Source organism: Xanthomarina arctica, from assembly GCF_014638915.1.
In the GTDB taxonomy this organism is placed as follows: domain Bacteria; phylum Bacteroidota; class Bacteroidia; order Flavobacteriales; family Flavobacteriaceae; genus Xanthomarina; species Xanthomarina arctica.
Genome location: NZ_BMFQ01000001.1, coordinates 651,733 through 668,703, shown reverse-complemented (window position 1 = coordinate 668,703; position 16,971 = coordinate 651,733). Strand labels below are relative to the sequence as shown.

The 16,971-nt window shown below is 30.9% G+C and carries 16 protein-coding genes and 1 tRNA gene; 10 read left to right on the top strand and 7 right to left on the bottom strand.

The window, feature by feature from the left end:
• Positions 1 to 13: 13 nt before the first annotated feature.
• Together IEV77_RS02940 and rpiB are read right to left on the bottom strand one after the other, a co-directional pair.
• The gene (locus IEV77_RS02940; RefSeq protein ID WP_188461685.1) at positions 14 to 928 is read right to left on the bottom strand and encodes a cation diffusion facilitator family transporter; all 915 of its coding nucleotides are present in this window, start codon (positions 926 to 928) and stop codon (positions 14 to 16) included.
• Positions 929 to 1,363 carry a ribose 5-phosphate isomerase B gene (gene rpiB, locus IEV77_RS02935; protein ID WP_188461683.1) on the bottom strand — a complete coding sequence of 145 codons (435 nt, stop codon included), beginning with the start codon at positions 1,361 to 1,363 and terminating at the stop codon, positions 929 to 931. It lies immediately after the preceding gene.
• A gap of 757 nt (positions 1,364 to 2,120) precedes the next feature.
• Between rpiB and IEV77_RS02930 the strand changes: the two genes are divergently transcribed.
• The 6 genes from IEV77_RS02930 to IEV77_RS02905 all read left to right on the top strand — a co-directional run bounded on the left by IEV77_RS02930 (position 2,121) and on the right by IEV77_RS02905 (position 9,543).
• The gene (locus IEV77_RS02930; protein WP_188461681.1) at positions 2,121 to 3,617 is read left to right on the top strand and encodes a T9SS type A sorting domain-containing protein; all 1,497 of its coding nucleotides are present in this window, start codon (positions 2,121 to 2,123) and stop codon (positions 3,615 to 3,617) included.
• Positions 3,618 to 3,656: 39 nt separating this feature from the next.
• Complete coding sequence (locus tag IEV77_RS02925) at positions 3,657 to 5,117, top strand: T9SS type A sorting domain-containing protein (RefSeq protein WP_188461679.1); 1,461 nt, start codon at positions 3,657 to 3,659, stop codon at positions 5,115 to 5,117.
• 245 nt (positions 5,118 to 5,362) lie between these two features.
• Positions 5,363 to 7,597, top strand: a complete 2,235-nt coding sequence (rnr, locus tag IEV77_RS02920; protein WP_188461677.1) for a ribonuclease R — start codon at positions 5,363 to 5,365, stop codon at positions 7,595 to 7,597.
• A 59-nt stretch (positions 7,598 to 7,656) separates the two neighbouring features.
• On the top strand, positions 7,657 to 8,328 hold the full coding sequence (locus IEV77_RS02915) for a head GIN domain-containing protein (protein ID WP_188461675.1): 672 nt from the start codon (positions 7,657 to 7,659) through the stop codon (positions 8,326 to 8,328).
• A 110-nt stretch (positions 8,329 to 8,438) separates the two neighbouring features.
• Positions 8,439 to 9,125 (top strand): LysE family translocator, encoded by a 687-nt coding sequence (locus IEV77_RS02910; protein WP_188461673.1) that lies wholly within the window; start codon positions 8,439 to 8,441, stop codon positions 9,123 to 9,125.
• A gap of 67 nt (positions 9,126 to 9,192) precedes the next feature.
• The gene (locus IEV77_RS02905; protein WP_188461671.1) at positions 9,193 to 9,543 is read left to right on the top strand and encodes a ribose-5-phosphate isomerase; all 351 of its coding nucleotides are present in this window, start codon (positions 9,193 to 9,195) and stop codon (positions 9,541 to 9,543) included.
• A 55-nt stretch (positions 9,544 to 9,598) separates the two neighbouring features.
• On the opposite strand, the gene IEV77_RS02900 is transcribed toward IEV77_RS02905, so the two are convergent.
• The 4 genes from IEV77_RS02900 to IEV77_RS02885 all read right to left on the bottom strand — a co-directional run bounded on the left by IEV77_RS02900 (position 9,599) and on the right by IEV77_RS02885 (position 11,745).
• Positions 9,599 to 10,738 carry an erythromycin esterase family protein gene (locus IEV77_RS02900; protein WP_188461669.1) on the bottom strand — a complete coding sequence of 380 codons (1,140 nt, stop codon included), beginning with the start codon at positions 10,736 to 10,738 and terminating at the stop codon, positions 9,599 to 9,601.
• Positions 10,739 to 10,940: 202 nt separating this feature from the next.
• Positions 10,941 to 11,011: transfer RNA gene (locus tag IEV77_RS02895), tRNA-Cys, on the bottom strand.
• Positions 11,012 to 11,106: 95 nt separating this feature from the next.
• A complete protein-coding gene (folB, locus tag IEV77_RS02890; RefSeq protein ID WP_188461667.1) occupies positions 11,107 to 11,469 on the bottom strand; it encodes a dihydroneopterin aldolase in 363 nt (120 codons plus the stop codon).
• A 66-nt stretch (positions 11,470 to 11,535) separates the two neighbouring features.
• Complete coding sequence (locus IEV77_RS02885) at positions 11,536 to 11,745, bottom strand: zinc ribbon domain-containing protein (protein ID WP_188461665.1); 210 nt, start codon at positions 11,743 to 11,745, stop codon at positions 11,536 to 11,538.
• Between the two features lie 99 nt (positions 11,746 to 11,844).
• Here IEV77_RS02885 and IEV77_RS02880 point away from each other — a divergent pair, with 99 nt between their 5' ends.
• The 4 genes from IEV77_RS02880 (at position 11,845) to IEV77_RS02865 (ending at position 15,960) form a co-directional block, all read left to right on the top strand.
• On the top strand, positions 11,845 to 13,848 hold the full coding sequence (locus tag IEV77_RS02880; RefSeq protein ID WP_188462949.1) for a glutamine--tRNA ligase/YqeY domain fusion protein: 2,004 nt from the start codon (positions 11,845 to 11,847) through the stop codon (positions 13,846 to 13,848).
• Positions 13,849 to 13,961: 113 nt separating this feature from the next.
• Entirely contained in the window at positions 13,962 to 14,444 is a 483-nt protein-coding gene (locus IEV77_RS02875) for a DUF1761 domain-containing protein (protein WP_188461663.1), read from the top strand.
• Between the two features lie 66 nt (positions 14,445 to 14,510).
• Positions 14,511 to 15,668, top strand: coding sequence for a GNAT family N-acetyltransferase (locus IEV77_RS02870; RefSeq protein ID WP_188461662.1), 1,158 nt, complete (start codon positions 14,511 to 14,513; stop codon positions 15,666 to 15,668).
• Between the two features lie 82 nt (positions 15,669 to 15,750).
• Entirely contained in the window at positions 15,751 to 15,960 is a 210-nt protein-coding gene (locus IEV77_RS02865; RefSeq protein WP_188461660.1) for a hypothetical protein, read from the top strand.
• Between the two features lie 51 nt (positions 15,961 to 16,011).
• On the opposite strand, the gene IEV77_RS02860 is transcribed toward IEV77_RS02865, so the two are convergent.
• On the bottom strand, positions 16,012 to 16,932 hold the full coding sequence (locus tag IEV77_RS02860) for an SPFH domain-containing protein (RefSeq protein WP_188461658.1): 921 nt from the start codon (positions 16,930 to 16,932) through the stop codon (positions 16,012 to 16,014).
• Between the last annotated feature and the right edge of the window lie 39 nt (positions 16,933 to 16,971).

Here is a 16,971-nt window from a genome sequence, read left to right as displayed (position 1 = left end):
TCGCAGGAATTAGTTAATCTTGAACAATAACTTCTTTAGGGTCTTCCTTTTTATATTCTGGTTGAATGGTAACATGATTGATGTTAAATTCATCATGCAACACACTTTCTATAACTAGTAAAAGATCGTTAAACTCTCGAGTTGAAATATTCTCTTCTAAATCTAAATGAGCTTCTAAATGCAATTCATTGTCACTTAAATTCCAAATATGAACGTGGTGTAATTTTTTAACTTTTGGTAACTGATTAACAACTCGTACAACCTCTTTAATATTAATATGGTCTGGCGTAAAAAGCATCAACATTTTAGTTGAGGTTTTTAATAAGTCGTAACCCACAAAAATCAAGTATAAAGCAATTAAAAACGTTAGCAAACTATCAACCCAGAACACCTGGTAATACTTCATTAACAAGCCTCCAATCAATACGGCTACACTTGCTAACATATCTGTTAATAAATGTAAATAAGCTGAACGGATATTAATGTTATTTTTAGAATCTTTTTTAAGTAATAAAACACTAAACCCATTGGCAAAAACAGCTATTAACGATAGCCAAATAACCAGATGTGTCTCTATTTCCTGAGGATGTTGAAAACGTTTTACTGCTTCAATAATCAATAAAATGGCAACAATTATTAAAGTTGACGCATTAATAAAAGCGGCTAAAATTTCGGCACGTTTATAACCAAAGGTTCTATTGATTGAAGCTTTCTGTTTAGATAATTTTGAAGCAACATAACTTACAATTAAAGAAATAACATCGCTAAAATTATGTAAAGCATCACTTAATAAAGCCAAACTTCCAGAAACTAATCCACCAACAATTTGAGCAACAGTAATTAAGATGTTAAGAAAGATAGATATCAGAAGATTTCTATCCTTTACATCCTTATAATCATGCGTGTGATTATTGTGAGATTGGCTCATTTAACAAGACACAGCAATTTTATTTACTCGGTTTTCATGACGTCCACCTTCAAAAGCGGTTTCAAAAAAAGTATCTACCATTTCAATAGCTTGTGGTAAAGCTGTAAAACGTGATGGAATACTTAAAATATTCGCATTATTATGCTGTCTGGCAAGGGCAACAATTTCTTTAGTCCAACATAATGCAGAACGAACACCTTGATGTTTATTAGCTGTCATGTTTGCACCATTACCACTCCCACAAATAATAATACCGAAATCTGCTTTTTTAGATTCCACATCTTGAGCAACAGGATGTACAAAGTCTGGATAATCAACACTCTCGTTGGAGTCTGTACCATAATTTGTAACAACATATCCTTTAGCTTCTAAATGCTTCAGAATAGCAAATTTATACTCGGTTCCCGCGTGATCGTTACCTATTGAAATTTTCATTTTTTAGTTGTGTTTTTGTTACTGTAAAGGTACAAAATGTAGTAACATACCTCTATATTTTTTATACCTTTAGTAAACAAGAAAATTCAATTGTTAATAGCTATCCATATTAAAACTCATAACCTGTTAATAACTGTTTATAATTATTTAAAACTAAAACATGGTTTATCCAGTAATTTTTCCAATCAAAAATAGGGATCAAAATACCTAAATATAACTCATCTATTTTTAGACAAGTTTTCAGACCAAATTTTTAGGTTATAAACATTAAAAATAGAAAATCTTATGAGTCATTTCTAATAAAAACCACTTGTTAACAACGCGTAAAAGTTGTTAATAGCTTTTTAAATAACGCTATAAATGAAGCTCTTAAATGTAAAGTAATTGTTAATTACATATTAATAGAACGTCAATAAGATAGTATCAAAATAAAATTCAATAAAGTTATAGACGCTATTAACACACTATAATCATCAACAATATTTTTTTAAATTTTAAAAGAAAAAGTTGATTATCTATATATATGTGGATAACTATAAAATTCAGCTTTAAAGAATTAATTTCTGGATTGTCATAGTAAAATATAAAACCTATAAATTTATACAGTTATTAAAATTTATTAAAGTCTAATAATAGATAGTAAATTATAATTTTAGGACAAAAAATAAGGGTTTTATTTCATATTATTTAAAAAGTAATATAATTTATTTATCATTGTGTTAAAGCCATTAAATTGATAAAAAACTAAAACCAAATCATGAAAAAAATATTACAATTATTAATATTTATACCTTTTTTAAGTCATTCGCAAACTCAAATAGGTGTTGAAATAGATGGTGAATCTGCAGGTGATGAAAGTGGTTATAGTGTCTCTTTATCTAGTGATGGCAATATTATAGCTATTGGAGGTCGTTATAATAGAACTAGTGGTGGTATATATCAAGCACCTGGTCATGTAAGAATTTATGAAAATATAAGTGGAATTTGGACTCAAATAGGACAAGATATAGATGGGGAAGCTTCTGGTGATCAAAGTGGTACAAGTGTTTCTTTATCTAGCAATGGTACTATAGTTTCTATTGGTGCGCCTAATAATTATGGAGCAAATGGGTTTAGTTCTGGACATGTAAGAGTTTATGAATACAATTCTGTAACGACTACTTGGACTCAATTAGGCGAGGATATAGATGGGGAACGTAGTGGTGATCGCAGTGGTAGGAAAGTTTCCTTATCTAGTGATGGTAGTATTGTTGCTATTAGTGCTCTAGCTAATAATGAAAATGGTAGTGGTTCTGGTCATGTCAGAGTTTATAAAAATCAAGGTGGATCTTGGACTCAAATAGGACAAGATATAGATGGCGAAGCTATTAATAATCAAATGGGTAGTGGACTCTCTTTATCCAGTGATGGTACTATATTAGCTGTTGGGGCTATTGGAATTGAAGGTAATCCTGGACAAATAAGAATTCATGAATACGATGCTGTATCTGAAGTATGGAATCAAATAGGCGCTGATATTATTCCTGAAGATACTGGTGATGAATTTGATGAATATGGTGATAGTGTCTCCTTATCTAGTGATGGTAGTATAGTAGCTATTGGAACTCCAGATAACGATGGAAATGGTATTAATTCTGGACATGTAAGAGTTTATGTAAATCAAGCTAGTTCTTGGACTCAAATAGGTGACGATATAGATGGTGAAGCAGAAGGAGATCTTAGTGGTAATAGCGTCTCTTTATCAAGTGATGGTACTATAATTGCTATTGGTGCTGAATTTAATAATGGCGTAAATGGTCTTAATTCTGGTCATGTTAGGGTTTATAAAAATCAAGATGGGTCTTGGACCCAAATAGGAAATGATATGGATGGTGAAGATGCTCAAGATCTTAGTGGTTATAGTGTTTCTATATCTAGCGATGGTAGTATAGTAGCTTTTGGAGCTATCCATAATGCTGGAAATGGTAATGATTCTGGACAAGTTAAAGTATACGATTTAAGCGAAGTTTTATCATCAGACGAATTTGTATTATCTAAATTTAGTTTATACCCAAACCCAGCTATTAACCAAGTAAACATCCAATTTCAAGAAGATTTAGAGTTAAAACAAGTAAATATTTATAATACTTTAGGTCAGTTTATTAGTACTTCAAAAGAAAAAGTAATTAATACCACTCATTTATCTCCAGGAATGTATTTATTAGAAATAGAAACCAATCAAGGAAAAGCAACTAAGCAATTAGTTATAGAGTAACATATTTTGTATCTTTATACTATCCAAATCTTACTTATTATGAAACATACTTTACTTTTTTTACTATTTCCTTTTTTAATTTTTAGTCAAACTCAGATTGGTCAAACTTTTTTTGGAGAAGAAGCTTATGATTATTTAGGTAAGGATGTTTCAATTTCTTCAAATGGTAACATAGTGGCAATTACTTCTATGTACAGTTCTGAATATGGTGAATCTTCTGGATTTGTAGCAGTTTATGAAAATATTAGTGGTGTTTGGACACAAATAGGACAAGATATTAGTAATGGAATATCATATGAAGGTTTTGGTGTAAGCACTAGCTTATCAGCAAACGGTAATATACTTGCTATAGGTGCTTATGCTAATGATGCAAATGGTCCTGCATCAGGACAAGTAAGAGTTTATGAGAATATTAATGATGTTTGGACACAAATTGGTCAAGATTTGAATGGAAGTACATCATTAGATCAATTGGGATTATCAGTTAGTATTTCATCAGATGGTACCATAGTGGCAATGGGTGCACCTAGTTATACGTATAATGATAATTTATCAGGTTATGTTAGAGTTTACGAATACGTTGGTGAAGTTTGGATGCAAATAGGAGCTGATATAGAAGGTGAATTTATTAGTGATGTGTTTGGAGATAGTATTGACTTATCATCAGATGGTAATACTTTAATAATAGGTGCTTTAGGCCATGATATTAATGGAAATCAATCAGGTCAAGTAAAAGTTTATGAAAATTTAGAAGGAATATGGACACAAATAGGACAAGATTTAAATGGTGATGAAGCTGAGGATTTTTTTGGTTGGACTGTTTCAATATCTTCTAATAGTGAAATTATAGCTATAGGTGCTTCAGGAAATAATAATGATTTTTTAGGACAAGTAAAAGTTTATGAAAATATATTAGGAGTATGGACACAAATAGGAAATAATATACTTGGTGATATTCCTGGTGAGAATTTAGGAACAAGTGTTAGTTTATCTTCAGATGGATCAATATTAGCAATTGGTTGTATTAATAATGAAGATAATTTGTGGAATTCAGGTCAAGTAAAGATATTTAAGTACATATTGAATAGTTGGACGCAAATAGGGAATAGTATAAATGGAGAAAACGAAAATGATTATTTTGGTAGTAATATTAGTTTATCTGGTGATAGTCATACCATTATTATTGGTTCACATTCTAATTCTGAAAACGGAATTAATTCAGGTCAAGTTAAGGTATACGATTTAAGCGAAGTTTTATCATCAGACGAATTTGTATTATCTAAATTTAGTTTATATCCAAATCCTGCCAATAATCAAGTAAACATTCAGTTACAAGAAGGATTAGAGTTTAAACAAGCAAATATTTATAATACTTTAGGGCAGTTTATTAGTACTTCAAAAGAAAAAGTTATAAATACTACTCATTTATCTCCAGGTATGTATTTAGTAGAAATAGAAACAAGTCAAGGAAAAGCCACCAAGCAACTTGTTATTGAGTAAATAACTAAATATTATTAAAAAAAATAAAGGTTTGCATTAATTTGTAAGCCTTTTTACGTTAACTTAATATTAAAGAAACAGGCATTTAATAATAAAAACGTAGCTTTGCATAAACTTAATACTTCTAATAACCTGTTCACTACTAATAATTAAAGTGAAAGTGTTAAACTCTTCTCTAAAAGTATTATGTTTATAAAACTATAAGATTCCTTTTTCTAAAGGAATGAAATGATTACAATTAATACATGACAAAAAAGAAACACAGGAAACCTTCAAATAACAAGATTTCCAACCTTACAAATACCATTCTAAGTATTTTAAAAAAAGATAGAAACCAATCCTTTAACTATAAACAAATTGCTTCAAAACTAGGCGTTAACGATGCTAGCAGTCGCAATCAAATTATAAAAAAACTTCAACAACTTAAAATTGAAAAAGAAATTGAAGAAGTAGAACGTGGTAAATTTAAAGCCATTGTTAATACAGAATATCACATTGGTAGAGTCGATATGGCTTCCAGAGGTGCAGGATATATTATTTGCGACGATTTTGAAGAAGATACATATATAGCTTCAAATAACATGAACAAAGCGCTTCACGGAGATGAAGTAGAATTTTATTCTTACAAACGCTTAAAACGTGGGAAACGTGAAGGCGAAATTACCAGTATTATAAAACGCGCAAAGAGCGAATATGTTGGTGTTATTCAGTTTAGTAAAAATAATAATTTTGCTTTTGTAGTAGTGGATGGCACTAAAATGTACAAAGATATCTTTGTACCTATAAGTAAAATTAATAAAGCGGAAGATGGCGATAAAGTTCTAGTTTCTCTAGATGATTGGCCGGATAATTCCGATTCTCCAAATGGACATGTGTTGCAAGTTTTAGGAAAACCTGGCGAGCATAATACAGAAATTCATGCCATTTTAGCTGAATATGGTTTGCCATTGGAATTTCCTCCAGAAGTAGAAGAATTTGCGAACAAAATTGATACTTCCATTACTCCAGAAGAAATAGCCAAACGTCGCGATATGCGAGATGTGCTAACCTTTACTATAGATCCAAAAGATGCTAAAGATTTTGATGATGCTTTATCATTTCAAGTTTTAGATAATGGTTTATATGAAATAGGAATTCATATTGCAGATGTGTCTCATTACTTGCAACCAGATACTATTTTAGACGATGAAGCTTATGAAAGAGCAACCTCGGTTTATTTAGTAGATCGTGTGGTACCAATGCTTCCAGAGGTTTTATCTAATAATGCTTGTTCACTAAGACCAAACGAAGAGAAATATACTTTTTCAGCGGTTTTTCAAATAAATAATAAAGCAGAAGTTAAAAATGAATGGTTTGGAAGAACTGTAACTTATAGTGATGCTAGATTTGCTTACGAAGAAGCACAAGCTATTATAGAAAATAATCCTGTTGTTCCTAAGAAGGCAGATATATCATCCATAGATACCACTATTCCAGCTGAAGTTGCAATTTCAGGTTCAGAATATCAAACCACGCCAGAAGTAGCTTTTGCTACTTTAAAATTAAACGAACTTTCTAAAATTATGCGTACAAAACGTATGAGTTCTGGAGCTATTTCGTTCGATAAAGTGGAAGTGAAATTTAATTTAGATGAAGAAGCTAACCCAGTTGGTGTCTTCTTTAAAACTAGTAAAGATGCTAACAAACTAATTGAAGAATTCATGTTGTTAGCAAACAGAAAAGTTGCTGAATTTATAGGAAAACAATCTCCAAAAAAGACTTTTATATATCGTGTTCACGACGAACCGGATGAAAGTAAATTAGCGGCATTACAAAATGTAGTTGGTCGTTTTGGTTATAAATTAAATTTTAAGGATAGAAAGAGTATTGCTTCATCTTTAAATAATTTATTAAGTGAAGTAAACGGTAAAAAGGAACAAAATTTAGTGGATACTTTAACCATTAGAACCATGAGTAAAGCCGAGTATACAACAAAGAATATTGGGCATTACGGTTTGGCTTTCGATTATTACAGTCACTTTACATCACCAATTCGACGTTATCCAGATGTTATGGCTCATCGCTTGTTACAGCATTATTTAGATGGTGGAAAATCGGTAAGTGAAGATATTTACGAAGATAAATGCAACCATTCAAGTAACATGGAGAATTTAGCAACCAAGGCTGAAAGAGATTCCATTAAATACATGCAAATTAGATTTATGCAAGATCATAAAGATGAAGAGTTTGTTGGAGTTATTTCAGGAGTTACAGATTGGGGTATTTATGTAGAAATTATCTCTAATAAATGTGAAGGAATGGTGAGTGTTAGAAACATGAAAGACGATCATTATGTATTCGATGAAGACCATTATGCACTTATTGGAAAGAATTCTAAAACCATGTATCAACTTGGAGACGAGGTAGTAGTTAAGGTAAAAGATACAGATTTAGTTAAAAAACATTTAGATTTTACCTTAATTGGTAAGCATGAGGAATAAGGATTGATTTACCATAATTCAATAATTCCTTTAAATTTTATTAAAAAATAATAATACAGATGAAACAAATAATTATAGCTGGTTTGTTGTTAATAGCAACAAGTATAAACGCACAAATTGAAACAAACTTAGGAGATTTTAAAGAACTTAAAGTTTATGATAGAATAGAAGTAGAGCTTATAAAATCAGATTCTAATAAAGTGGTTATTACTGGTAGTAATACAAGCGATGTGGTTCTAGTTAATAAAAATGGGGTTTTAAAAATAAAGATGAGTATTGCAAAAGTTTTTGATGGAGCCAATACCACAGTTAAATTATATTTCAATAAGGTAGATATCATAGATGCAAATGAAGGTACTTTTATTAGTTCTAACGATGTTATTAATCAGTTTGAAATAGATCTTCGTGCTCAAGAAGGTGGAAAAATTAAAGTCATGGTTGAGGATATTACTTATGTTGAAGCAAAATCAATTACAGGTGGTGATATTATAGTTTCAGGAAATACAAAAAATCAAAACATCGTTTTAACAACTGGTGGTATGTATCATGGAAAAGATTTATTAAGTGATACTGCAAAAGTGAATATAAAAGCTGCTGGCGAAGCTCATTTACAAGCAACAAAAGAAGTTGATGTTAAGGTTAAGGCAGGTGGAACAGCTTATATCTATGGGAATCCTGAAACAGTTACTGAAAACACGGTTTTTGGAGGTAAAATTATCCGTAAAAATTAAAAAAGATTATTTTTTAATTTATTTTTAATAGGTCTAAAGGTAAGCTACTTACTTTTTTCCATTAAATCGCTAAAAATTTTATGTAGCTTTGTATAAAACACCTCGTTTGTATGCAAGATGCTATTCTTACAGCAATTCCATTTGGTATTATTTTATCATTCACTATAGGACCCGTTTTTTTTGTGCTTTTGGAAACTAGCGCAACAAAAGGGGTTAAAAGTGCTTTGATTTTTGATTCTGGAGTTATTCTAGCCGACATTTTCTTTATTATAGTTGCATTTTATAGTACAAGTAAGTTGCTTCATAAAATAAAAGACGATCCAAACTTTCTAGTTTTTGGTGGTGTTTTACTAACAGCTTATGGAATTATTTCTTTTATAAAAGCATCTAAATCTTTCCGTGATATCCTTAGAGAATACCACAGAATAGAATTCAAAAAAAACTACGGTAAATTGTTTATTAAAGGCTTTCTGTTAAACTTTATTAATATTGGAGTTCTGCTAGGTTGGTTAGGATTTATTGTAATAGGAAGTTCTTTTACGGAATCTAATAATCAACTTTGGGTTTTTTTAGGAACTATTCTAACCGTTTATTTTTTAGTGGACTTGTTGAAAATTGCAGCCGCAAAAACCCTTAAAAACAAATTAACTCCCAGACGTATTTTTAAAACTAAGAAAATTGTTTCTTTAGTTATTTTAGGATTTGGTATTCTATTATTACTTCAAGCATTTTTCCCAAAAGAAAAGGAGCTTTTAAAAGATAAACTAGAGCAGATTGATCTTATAAAAAATAATTAATTAAGCATTATTTATCAGATTTTGATTCCAAAACATTGGTACTGGTAGTAATTTGTTTCTTTATCTAATGGCAAAAACACTATATCGCATTTATGTTGTAGAATTATCCAAGCGTGTTTTTACTGAAAATAGGAAATTTCGTGAAGCTAATCCCCAGTTTAATGGCGTTTTGGAATGTTTATATGTCGGGATGACTAGCAAGACACCTAAAGAGCGTTTTGAACAACACAAAACAGGGCATAGAAATAAAAAAGGATATAAACTATCTTCAAATATTGTAGAGAAATACGGTTCTTATTTAAGACCAAGTCTTTACAATTATATAGATCCAATAAGTTCTCGCGCAGATGCTCTTAAAATGGAAGCACAAGTAGCTTTAGAATTAAGAAGACAACGTTACGCCGTTTGGTTTAATTGATTTTTTATAAATTATTCTAGACCTGCCAGGTTTTTAAAACCTGGCAGGTCTAATTTTATTCAGAATATTTTACTATTTCCCCTTTTGATATAAAAACTAATGCATCAAAATGCTTGAACCAATTCGTATTGTTTTTCTCAAGATTAAACATGCCTTCATATTCTTTTTCGGCATATTCTGGATAATTACTAATTAGTTGTTTGGAGTCAATAAAATAATTTTTTTCAATAGAAGGTAAAAAATGAAGTAAGTCATCTTCGTCATTGCTAGCTTTTTCTATCCATTTAGGTTTTCTATAAGGCATGTATATGGATGAAAAGGCTATGTGGTAAGAAACATCCGGATTAGAATTTACAAATTGACTACCCATAGTTTGTCCTTTCATAAAATCATATTCATATTTTGCCATATGGCCATTGTGTACCCAAACAATGAACTTTTTATTAGTCATCGTTTTAACTAAAAAGTCCAAGTTTTTTGCCATTAGGCTATCTCTCAGTGGAATTCCTTTTTGACTATTTGCATAAGTTGTATTTAATATAATAGCACTTCTATAGTTTTGTAAAATTTGGAACCAAAGAGTGTCTTTAATTATTTTATCATTTTTCAATAAACTATTAATTTCGCTTTTTAAATAATCAACTTGAGGGTTGGTTAGATATTTATTTGCATCTTTTCTATGTTTAATAAATGTTTCAGTTAAAAGAACAAAGTCTTCATTATAAGCGATTTCATTTTTATTTAGAAATTCAGTCAATTTATTTGTAAAATTACTCCATGTATAGCCTGAACTCATTTGGTTATCAAAGCCCCATATGGTAACATGATGTTCTTTTAGAAATTCAAATAGTTCTAGGCATTGAATAGAACGTGACCAAAATGAGGATAAGTTTATTTTATTATGGTCAAAATAAAGTCCGAAAAAATCACCTTCAAAAGCAATATCCTTATAGCCTTTTTCTAATACTAAATACTTAACAAATTCCGTTTTAGCTAAAAAATCTGAACCATTATTGTGCTCTGATTCTCCTAAGAAAACAACTGTTTTATCAGTCAAGTTTTTATCTATGATAACTTTAACCTCATTATTTAAAAGATTATCAATAGTGTTCAATTCATAAATATTCTGTTCTACTTGAGCAGAAATAATATTTAATCCGAAAATCATAAAAAGTAATAGTGTCGTTTTTTTCATGCAGAGTTAAGAAGACAACGTTACGCCGTTTGGTTTAATTGATTTTTAATAAATTATTTTCCTTTCTGGACCTGCCAGGTTTTTAAAACCTGGCAGGTCTTTTCAACTTCTAAATATTATAATTTATTATAGTTAATAGTGTTTTAATTTTCTTAAAATTTAAAACAAAAAAAAAGAGCTACCTATTGGTAACTCTTCTTTGAGGTGTCGAGCGGATTCGAACCGCTGTAGCAGCTTTTGCAGAGCTGAGCCTAGCCACTCGGCCACGACACCCTTTTAGTTCCTGCATAAGCAAGAATATGTTTAATTCTTTTACGAATTAACGATTGCAAATGTAAAAAAAATAAAGGTTTTACACTAGTTAGATGTCACTTTTTACGCTTTTCTGTCATTTTAATTGTAACCATTTCAACATCACCACCAATAGGAGGATTTAGCTTGCTAACACAAATAGTCGCTTTTTTAATAAGTTGATCTTCAGAAAAAATTCTTTTTAAAATGCGTTTAGCTACTGTTTCCAATAGTTTAGAAGGTTTTAGCATCTCTTCTCTAACAATTCTATTTAGAAAAACATAATCAACGGTATCGCTTAAATCATCTGTCTTAGCAGAGGTTTGTAAATTAGCTTTTACTTCTAAATCCACACTATAATCGCAACCAATCTTAGTTTCTTCTTTTAAGCAACCATGATGTGCAAAAACTCTGATATTTTCAACTTTAATAATTCCCATAACGCAAAAATACTATTCAGAACGTCAGGTTTGTAAAATATCTAAAATAAATTTTTAGTTAAATAATTAATTAGTGAAGAAATCAAAGATATTACTTATGCTACTGGTTTTGGATTTATAAAACTCTGTATAGGTACATTTTGTACAAGTTACTGAGGTAAATTTTTTATTCTGAATGTTAAAAAGTTTAGAGAAAAGTCCACCAGTTGCTTGCATTTGGTCTGTATCATAAGTGCGATCATGACATTTTGGGCATTCGTAATTTCTGTGTTCCATGATTTTGTTTTATTTATAGGTATGAAAAACGCTTCAGATGTTACATTTAGTGTAAAATTACCTAATTTTGTGCTTCATATTTTGAATAAAGAATATCTTATGTCTGAAGAAGCAAAATCACTCAATTTTATTGAGCATATTATAGAAGAAGATCTAGCTAATGGCTTAAAAAAAGAAGCTTTGCGTTTTCGTTTTCCTCCAGAACCAAATGGCTATTTGCATATTGGTCATACCAAAGCCATTGGAATTAGTTTTGGTTTAGGTGAAAGATACAACGCACCAGTAAATTTGCGTTTTGACGATACCAATCCAGCAAAAGAAGAACAGGAATATGTAGATGCTATAAAAGCTGATATTTCCTGGTTAGGTTATAAATGGGCTAATGAAGTCTATTCTTCAGATTATTTTCAACAGTTATACGATTGGGCTATAGATCTTATTAAAGAGGGGAAAGCTTATGTCGATTCGCAATCTAGCGAAGCTATGGCGCAACAAAAAGGAACGCCTACACAACCTGGTGTCGATGGACCTTTTAGAAATAGAAGCATTGAAGAAAATTTGGATTTGTTTCTGCGTATGAAGAATGGCGAATTTAATGAAGGTTCTCACGTACTTCGTGCTAAAATAGACATGCAACACCCAAATATGTTGATGCGTGATCCCTTGATGTATCGTATTTTAAAGAAAGCACATCACAGAACTGGAAATGATTGGTGTATTTATCCAATGTACGACTGGACTCATGGAGAAAGTGATTATATAGAACAAATTTCTCATTCGCTTTGTTCTCTTGAATTTAAGCCTCACAGAGAACTTTACGATTGGTTTAAAGACCAAATATACAAGTATCAGCCCGAAAGTCTTCCAATGCTTCCAAAACAACGTGAGTTTGCTCGTTTAAACTTAAGTTATACCATTATGAGTAAACGTAAGTTGCTAAAATTGGTAGAAGAGAAGATAGTTTCAGGTTGGGACGATCCAAGAATGCCAACTATTTCCGGCCTTCGTCGTCGTGGTTATACCCCAAATTCTATTAGAAAATTTGTTGAAACTGTTGGGGTTGCCAAGCGTGATAATGTTATTGATGTAGCTTTATTAGAGTTTTGTATTCGCGAAGATTTAAATAAAACTGCTCCCCGAGTAATGGCTGTTTTAGATCCTATTAAAGTTGTTATCACCAATTATCCTGAAGGAAAAGTAGAATGGTTGGAAGCAGAAAATAATCAGGAAGATGATGCGGCTGGTTTTAGAAAAGTGCCTTTTTCTCGTGAAATTTATATTGAAAAAGACGATTTTAAAGAAGAAGCAAATAACAAATATTTTAGACTGACTTTAGGAAAAGAAGTGCGTTTAAAGAATGCTTACATCATAAAAGGAGAAGGTGTTGTTAAAGATGAAAAAGGTAATATTACTGAAATTCATTGCACATATACTGAAGATACCACCATTAAAGTAAAAGGCACTTTGCACTGGGTTTCTATTGCTCATGCTATAAAAGCTGAAGTTAGAGAATACGATAGATTGTTTTTAGATGAAGCTCCAGATGCTCATCAAGACAAGAATTTTATGGAATTTATAAATCCTAATTCTCTAAAATTAGTCGAAGCTTTTATAGAACCTAGTTTAGCTGAAGCTCAAGTAGGAGACAGGTTTCAATTTCAACGTTTAGGTTATTTTAATGTTGATAATGATACAACGTCTGAAACTTTAATTTTTAATAAAATTGTTGGATTAAAAGATTCTTGGGCAAAACAAGTGGCAAAGCCACAACAAAATAATGTGGTCACTGAGCGCAGTCGAAGTGAACGTAAGGCTATTGATGTGATTCAGCAGTTAGGAAAAAAATACACGAATCTTCCTGAAGCGAAACAAGAAAAAATAAAAGCTGAAATTCTGGAACTAGCTAAAAACGTTAGTTATGAAGAATTGGAGCCTTTATTTAACACAGCGGCCAAAAAAGTTGGAACCCGAATTGCCGCCATGCTAACTTTAAATGTTTTGCTTAAAAACGGACAGGATAAAAATGAAGCCATTAGCGATTTTATAGAAAAAGCACTAGAAGACTCAAACGACATTTTAGTGGCAGAAGCTAAAGCTATTTAAAGTCATTTATAATAATTTTTAAAGCCTCGGAATCAATTAGTTCGAGGCTTTTTTATTTATTTAATTCTCTTTATTTTAAGTACCTTTAACCAACTAACTAACAAATTATTATTATGGAATATAATTTTTTGGCAATCTTGGTTGCCGCTTTTGTACCACTTGTTATAGGTTTTATTTGGTATCATCCAAAAACTTTTGGAAATGCTTGGATGCGTGAATCTGGTGTAACTGCCGAATCTTTAAAAGGAGGAAATATGGCTGTTATTTTTGGATTGACTTTTCTCTTTTCATTTTTATTTGCATTTGCTTTGCAGTTTTTAACCAATCACCAAACTGGAGCTTTAGGTATGATTGGAGGTGATGCTTCCAAGGCTTTACCTTCTTATAATGCTTTTATGTCCGATTACGGCATGGCTTTTAGAACCTTTAAGCATGGCGCTTTGCATGGTTTTATAGCAGGTGTTTTACTTTTATTTCCAGTAATGGCAATCAATGCCTTATTTGAACGTAAAAGTTGGAAATACATATGGATTAATAGTGGTTTTTGGTTGCTATGTGCTATTTTAATGGGTGGCATTGTTTGTGGCTGGGTCTAATTTTGTAATGATTTAACTTATTTAAAGACTGAAATAATTTATTTTCAGTCTTTTTTATTTTTCACTTTGATAAACTATAAAATCTATAATTCTTATAAACAACTACCTCCCGAATGGGATGGTTTTGTTGTGCACGATATTTTTTTGCAAACAGCTTATTTTAAAGCTTTGGAGCAAGCTTCGCCTAATAATATATCTTTAAATTATGTAGGTGTTTTTAAAGATGAAACTTTAATTGGAATCGCTTTAATTCAGCGTGTCGAATTGTATTTAAAGGACATGTTTAGAAATGAAACGGACAGCCTTTTTGTTGAAAAATTTAAAAATTCAGTCTCTAAATTATTAAAAGGAAATGTTCTGGTTGTTGGAAATTTAACGCAAACCGGCCAACATGGTTTATATTTTAATGTGCATGAAATTTCTCAATCAGAATTTCTCAAACATATTTATCAAGCGACCCTTCAGCTTAAAAAAGATATAAAAATCAATAAGAATAAGCGTATTCGAATGATTATGCTTAAAGATTTTTTTCTTGATGATGATATTCACGAAGAAGCAGAATTATTCGGTGTCCATCAAATTCACAAAGTCATAGCGCAACCAAACATGATCATGGCCGTTAAAAGCCATTGGAATCATTTTGACGATTATTATGCTGATTTAAATAAAAAGTATCGAGATAGATATAAAACAGCCAGAAAAAAGTCTAAAAAGGTTCAAAAACGTGAATTGAACTTAGAAGATATAAAGGAGAATGAATCTCTGCTCCACGCGCTTTATAAAAACGTTTCAGAGCATGCTAAAATAAACACGTTCATACTTCCAGAAAATCATTTTTACAGCTTTAAAATGCATCTAAAAGATCATTTCAAAGTGTTCGGATATTATTTGGACAACCAACTTATTGGGTTTTATACTTTAATATTAAATGGAAAAGCATTGGAAACTTATTTTCTGGGTTATGATAGTGAGCATCAATACGCCAATCAGTTATATCTAAACATGCTTTACGATATGGCTTCCTTTGGTATTGAAAACAATTTTTCTTCTATTGTTTATGCAAGAACGGCTATGGCAATTAAAAGTTCGGTAGGAGCCAAGCCTAAAAAAATGGTTCTTTACATGAAACATACCAATTGGGTTATGAATACCGTATTAAAGTATATTTTTAAACTGATGAATCCGAAACAAGATTGGGAAGAAAGACATCCATTCAAATCTTGATTTCCAGAATTTTCTCTACTTTTAATTTAAATAGGTTGGCTATTATCACTACCTTTTAAAATCTAAAAACATGATTAAAAATATGAAAACTGTGAAAGACTTACTTTCTGAAATATCTACTTTAATAAGAGATATTGAAACCAATTATCCAGAAGTCTATAAGTATTTAGATGAAAATCCTGATACCATTCCAAATATGGATCATCCAGAAATTTCTACAGAAGATTTAGAAATTTATTTAGCAACTTTAAAAGATTTGGTCCTTAAATATAAAAAGAATCATAAAAACTAAAAGCCTCGAATGTTATAAATTCGAGGCTTTTATAAGTTGATTAAAACGTAATTACTCTTTCTTCTTCTTGTTATTTTTCATGGCTTCACCAATTTGGTTACTAGCAGTAAAACTCGCTACCATATCGTTTAACATTTGGCTTCCTGCTTGAGGCGAATTTGGTAATAAAATTAAATTGCTGTTGGTTTCGCTTCCAATAGCTTGTAAAGTATCATAATGTTGGGTTACAACAATTAAAGCAGATGCTTCTTGACTGTTAATTCCAACACGATTTAATACATCCACAGATTCTTCCAAACCTCTAGCAATTTCACGACGTTGATCTGCAATACCTTGTCCTTGTAAACGTTTGCTCTCTGCTTCAGCTTTTGCTTTTTCAACTATTAGAATACGTTGGGCATCACCTTCATATTGAGCAGCTGTTTTTTCTCTATCAGCCGCGTTAATTCTGTTCATGGCTTGTTTTACCTGAGCATCTGGATCAATATCTGTAACTAGAGTTTTAATAATATCAAAACCATAATCGGACATAGCTTCGTTTAATTCAGCTTTTACAGCTAAAGCCACATCATCTTTTTTAACAAACACATCGTCCAATTTCATTTTTGGAACTTCAGCACGAACTACATCAAACACATAACTGGTTATTTGTTCATGCGGATAATCTAGTTTGTAATAAGCATCGTAAACCTTTTCACTAATCACTTTATATTGAACTGATACTTTTAGTTTAACAAAAACATCATCTAAAGTTTTTGTTTCAATTAAAACATCTAACTGCTGAATTTTTAAACTCAATCTTCCAGCAACTCTATCCATCAATGGAATTTTTAATTGTAATCCAGAATGACGAATGCTATGAAATTTACCAAAACGTTCGACAATTACGGCTGTTTGTTGTTTCACTATGAAAAATAGAGAGATAAAAAGAAACACACAAAATACTAAAATAGGAATGTATAAAATGGACATAATAGAATTTATTAGGGTTAAAAAAATATGATTACTAAT

What these genes read in the sequence shown, in the direction of transcription:
- IEV77_RS02910 (WP_188461673.1), top strand. Translation starts at nt 8,439, where the DNA reads ATGCAAGATGCTATTCTTACAGCAATTCCATTTGGTATTATTTTATCA.
- IEV77_RS02875 (WP_188461663.1), top strand. Translation starts at nt 13,962, where the DNA reads ATGGAATATAATTTTTTGGCAATCTTGGTTGCCGCTTTTGTACCACTT.
- folB (WP_188461667.1), bottom strand. Translation starts at nt 11,469, where the DNA reads ATGGGAATTATTAAAGTTGAAAATATCAGAGTTTTTGCACATCATGGT.
- IEV77_RS02915 (WP_188461675.1), top strand. Translation starts at nt 7,657, where the DNA reads ATGAAACAAATAATTATAGCTGGTTTGTTGTTAATAGCAACAAGTATA.
- IEV77_RS02865 (WP_188461660.1), top strand. Translation starts at nt 15,751, where the DNA reads ATGAAAACTGTGAAAGACTTACTTTCTGAAATATCTACTTTAATAAGA.
- IEV77_RS02860 (WP_188461658.1), bottom strand. Translation starts at nt 16,932, where the DNA reads ATGTCCATTTTATACATTCCTATTTTAGTATTTTGTGTGTTTCTTTTT.
- IEV77_RS02900 (WP_188461669.1), bottom strand. Translation starts at nt 10,738, where the DNA reads ATGAAAAAAACGACACTATTACTTTTTATGATTTTCGGATTAAATATT.
- IEV77_RS02930 (WP_188461681.1), top strand. Translation starts at nt 2,121, where the DNA reads ATGAAAAAAATATTACAATTATTAATATTTATACCTTTTTTAAGTCAT.
- IEV77_RS02885 (WP_188461665.1), bottom strand. Translation starts at nt 11,745, where the DNA reads ATGGAACACAGAAATTACGAATGCCCAAAATGTCATGATCGCACTTAT.
- IEV77_RS02925 (WP_188461679.1), top strand. Translation starts at nt 3,657, where the DNA reads ATGAAACATACTTTACTTTTTTTACTATTTCCTTTTTTAATTTTTAGT.
- IEV77_RS02905 (WP_188461671.1), top strand. Translation starts at nt 9,193, where the DNA reads ATGGCAAAAACACTATATCGCATTTATGTTGTAGAATTATCCAAGCGT.
- IEV77_RS02940 (WP_188461685.1), bottom strand. Translation starts at nt 928, where the DNA reads ATGAGCCAATCTCACAATAATCACACGCATGATTATAAGGATGTAAAG.
- rpiB (WP_188461683.1), bottom strand. Translation starts at nt 1,363, where the DNA reads ATGAAAATTTCAATAGGTAACGATCACGCGGGAACCGAGTATAAATTT.
- IEV77_RS02880 (WP_188462949.1), top strand. Translation starts at nt 11,845, where the DNA reads ATGTCTGAAGAAGCAAAATCACTCAATTTTATTGAGCATATTATAGAA.
- rnr (WP_188461677.1), top strand. Translation starts at nt 5,363, where the DNA reads ATGACAAAAAAGAAACACAGGAAACCTTCAAATAACAAGATTTCCAAC.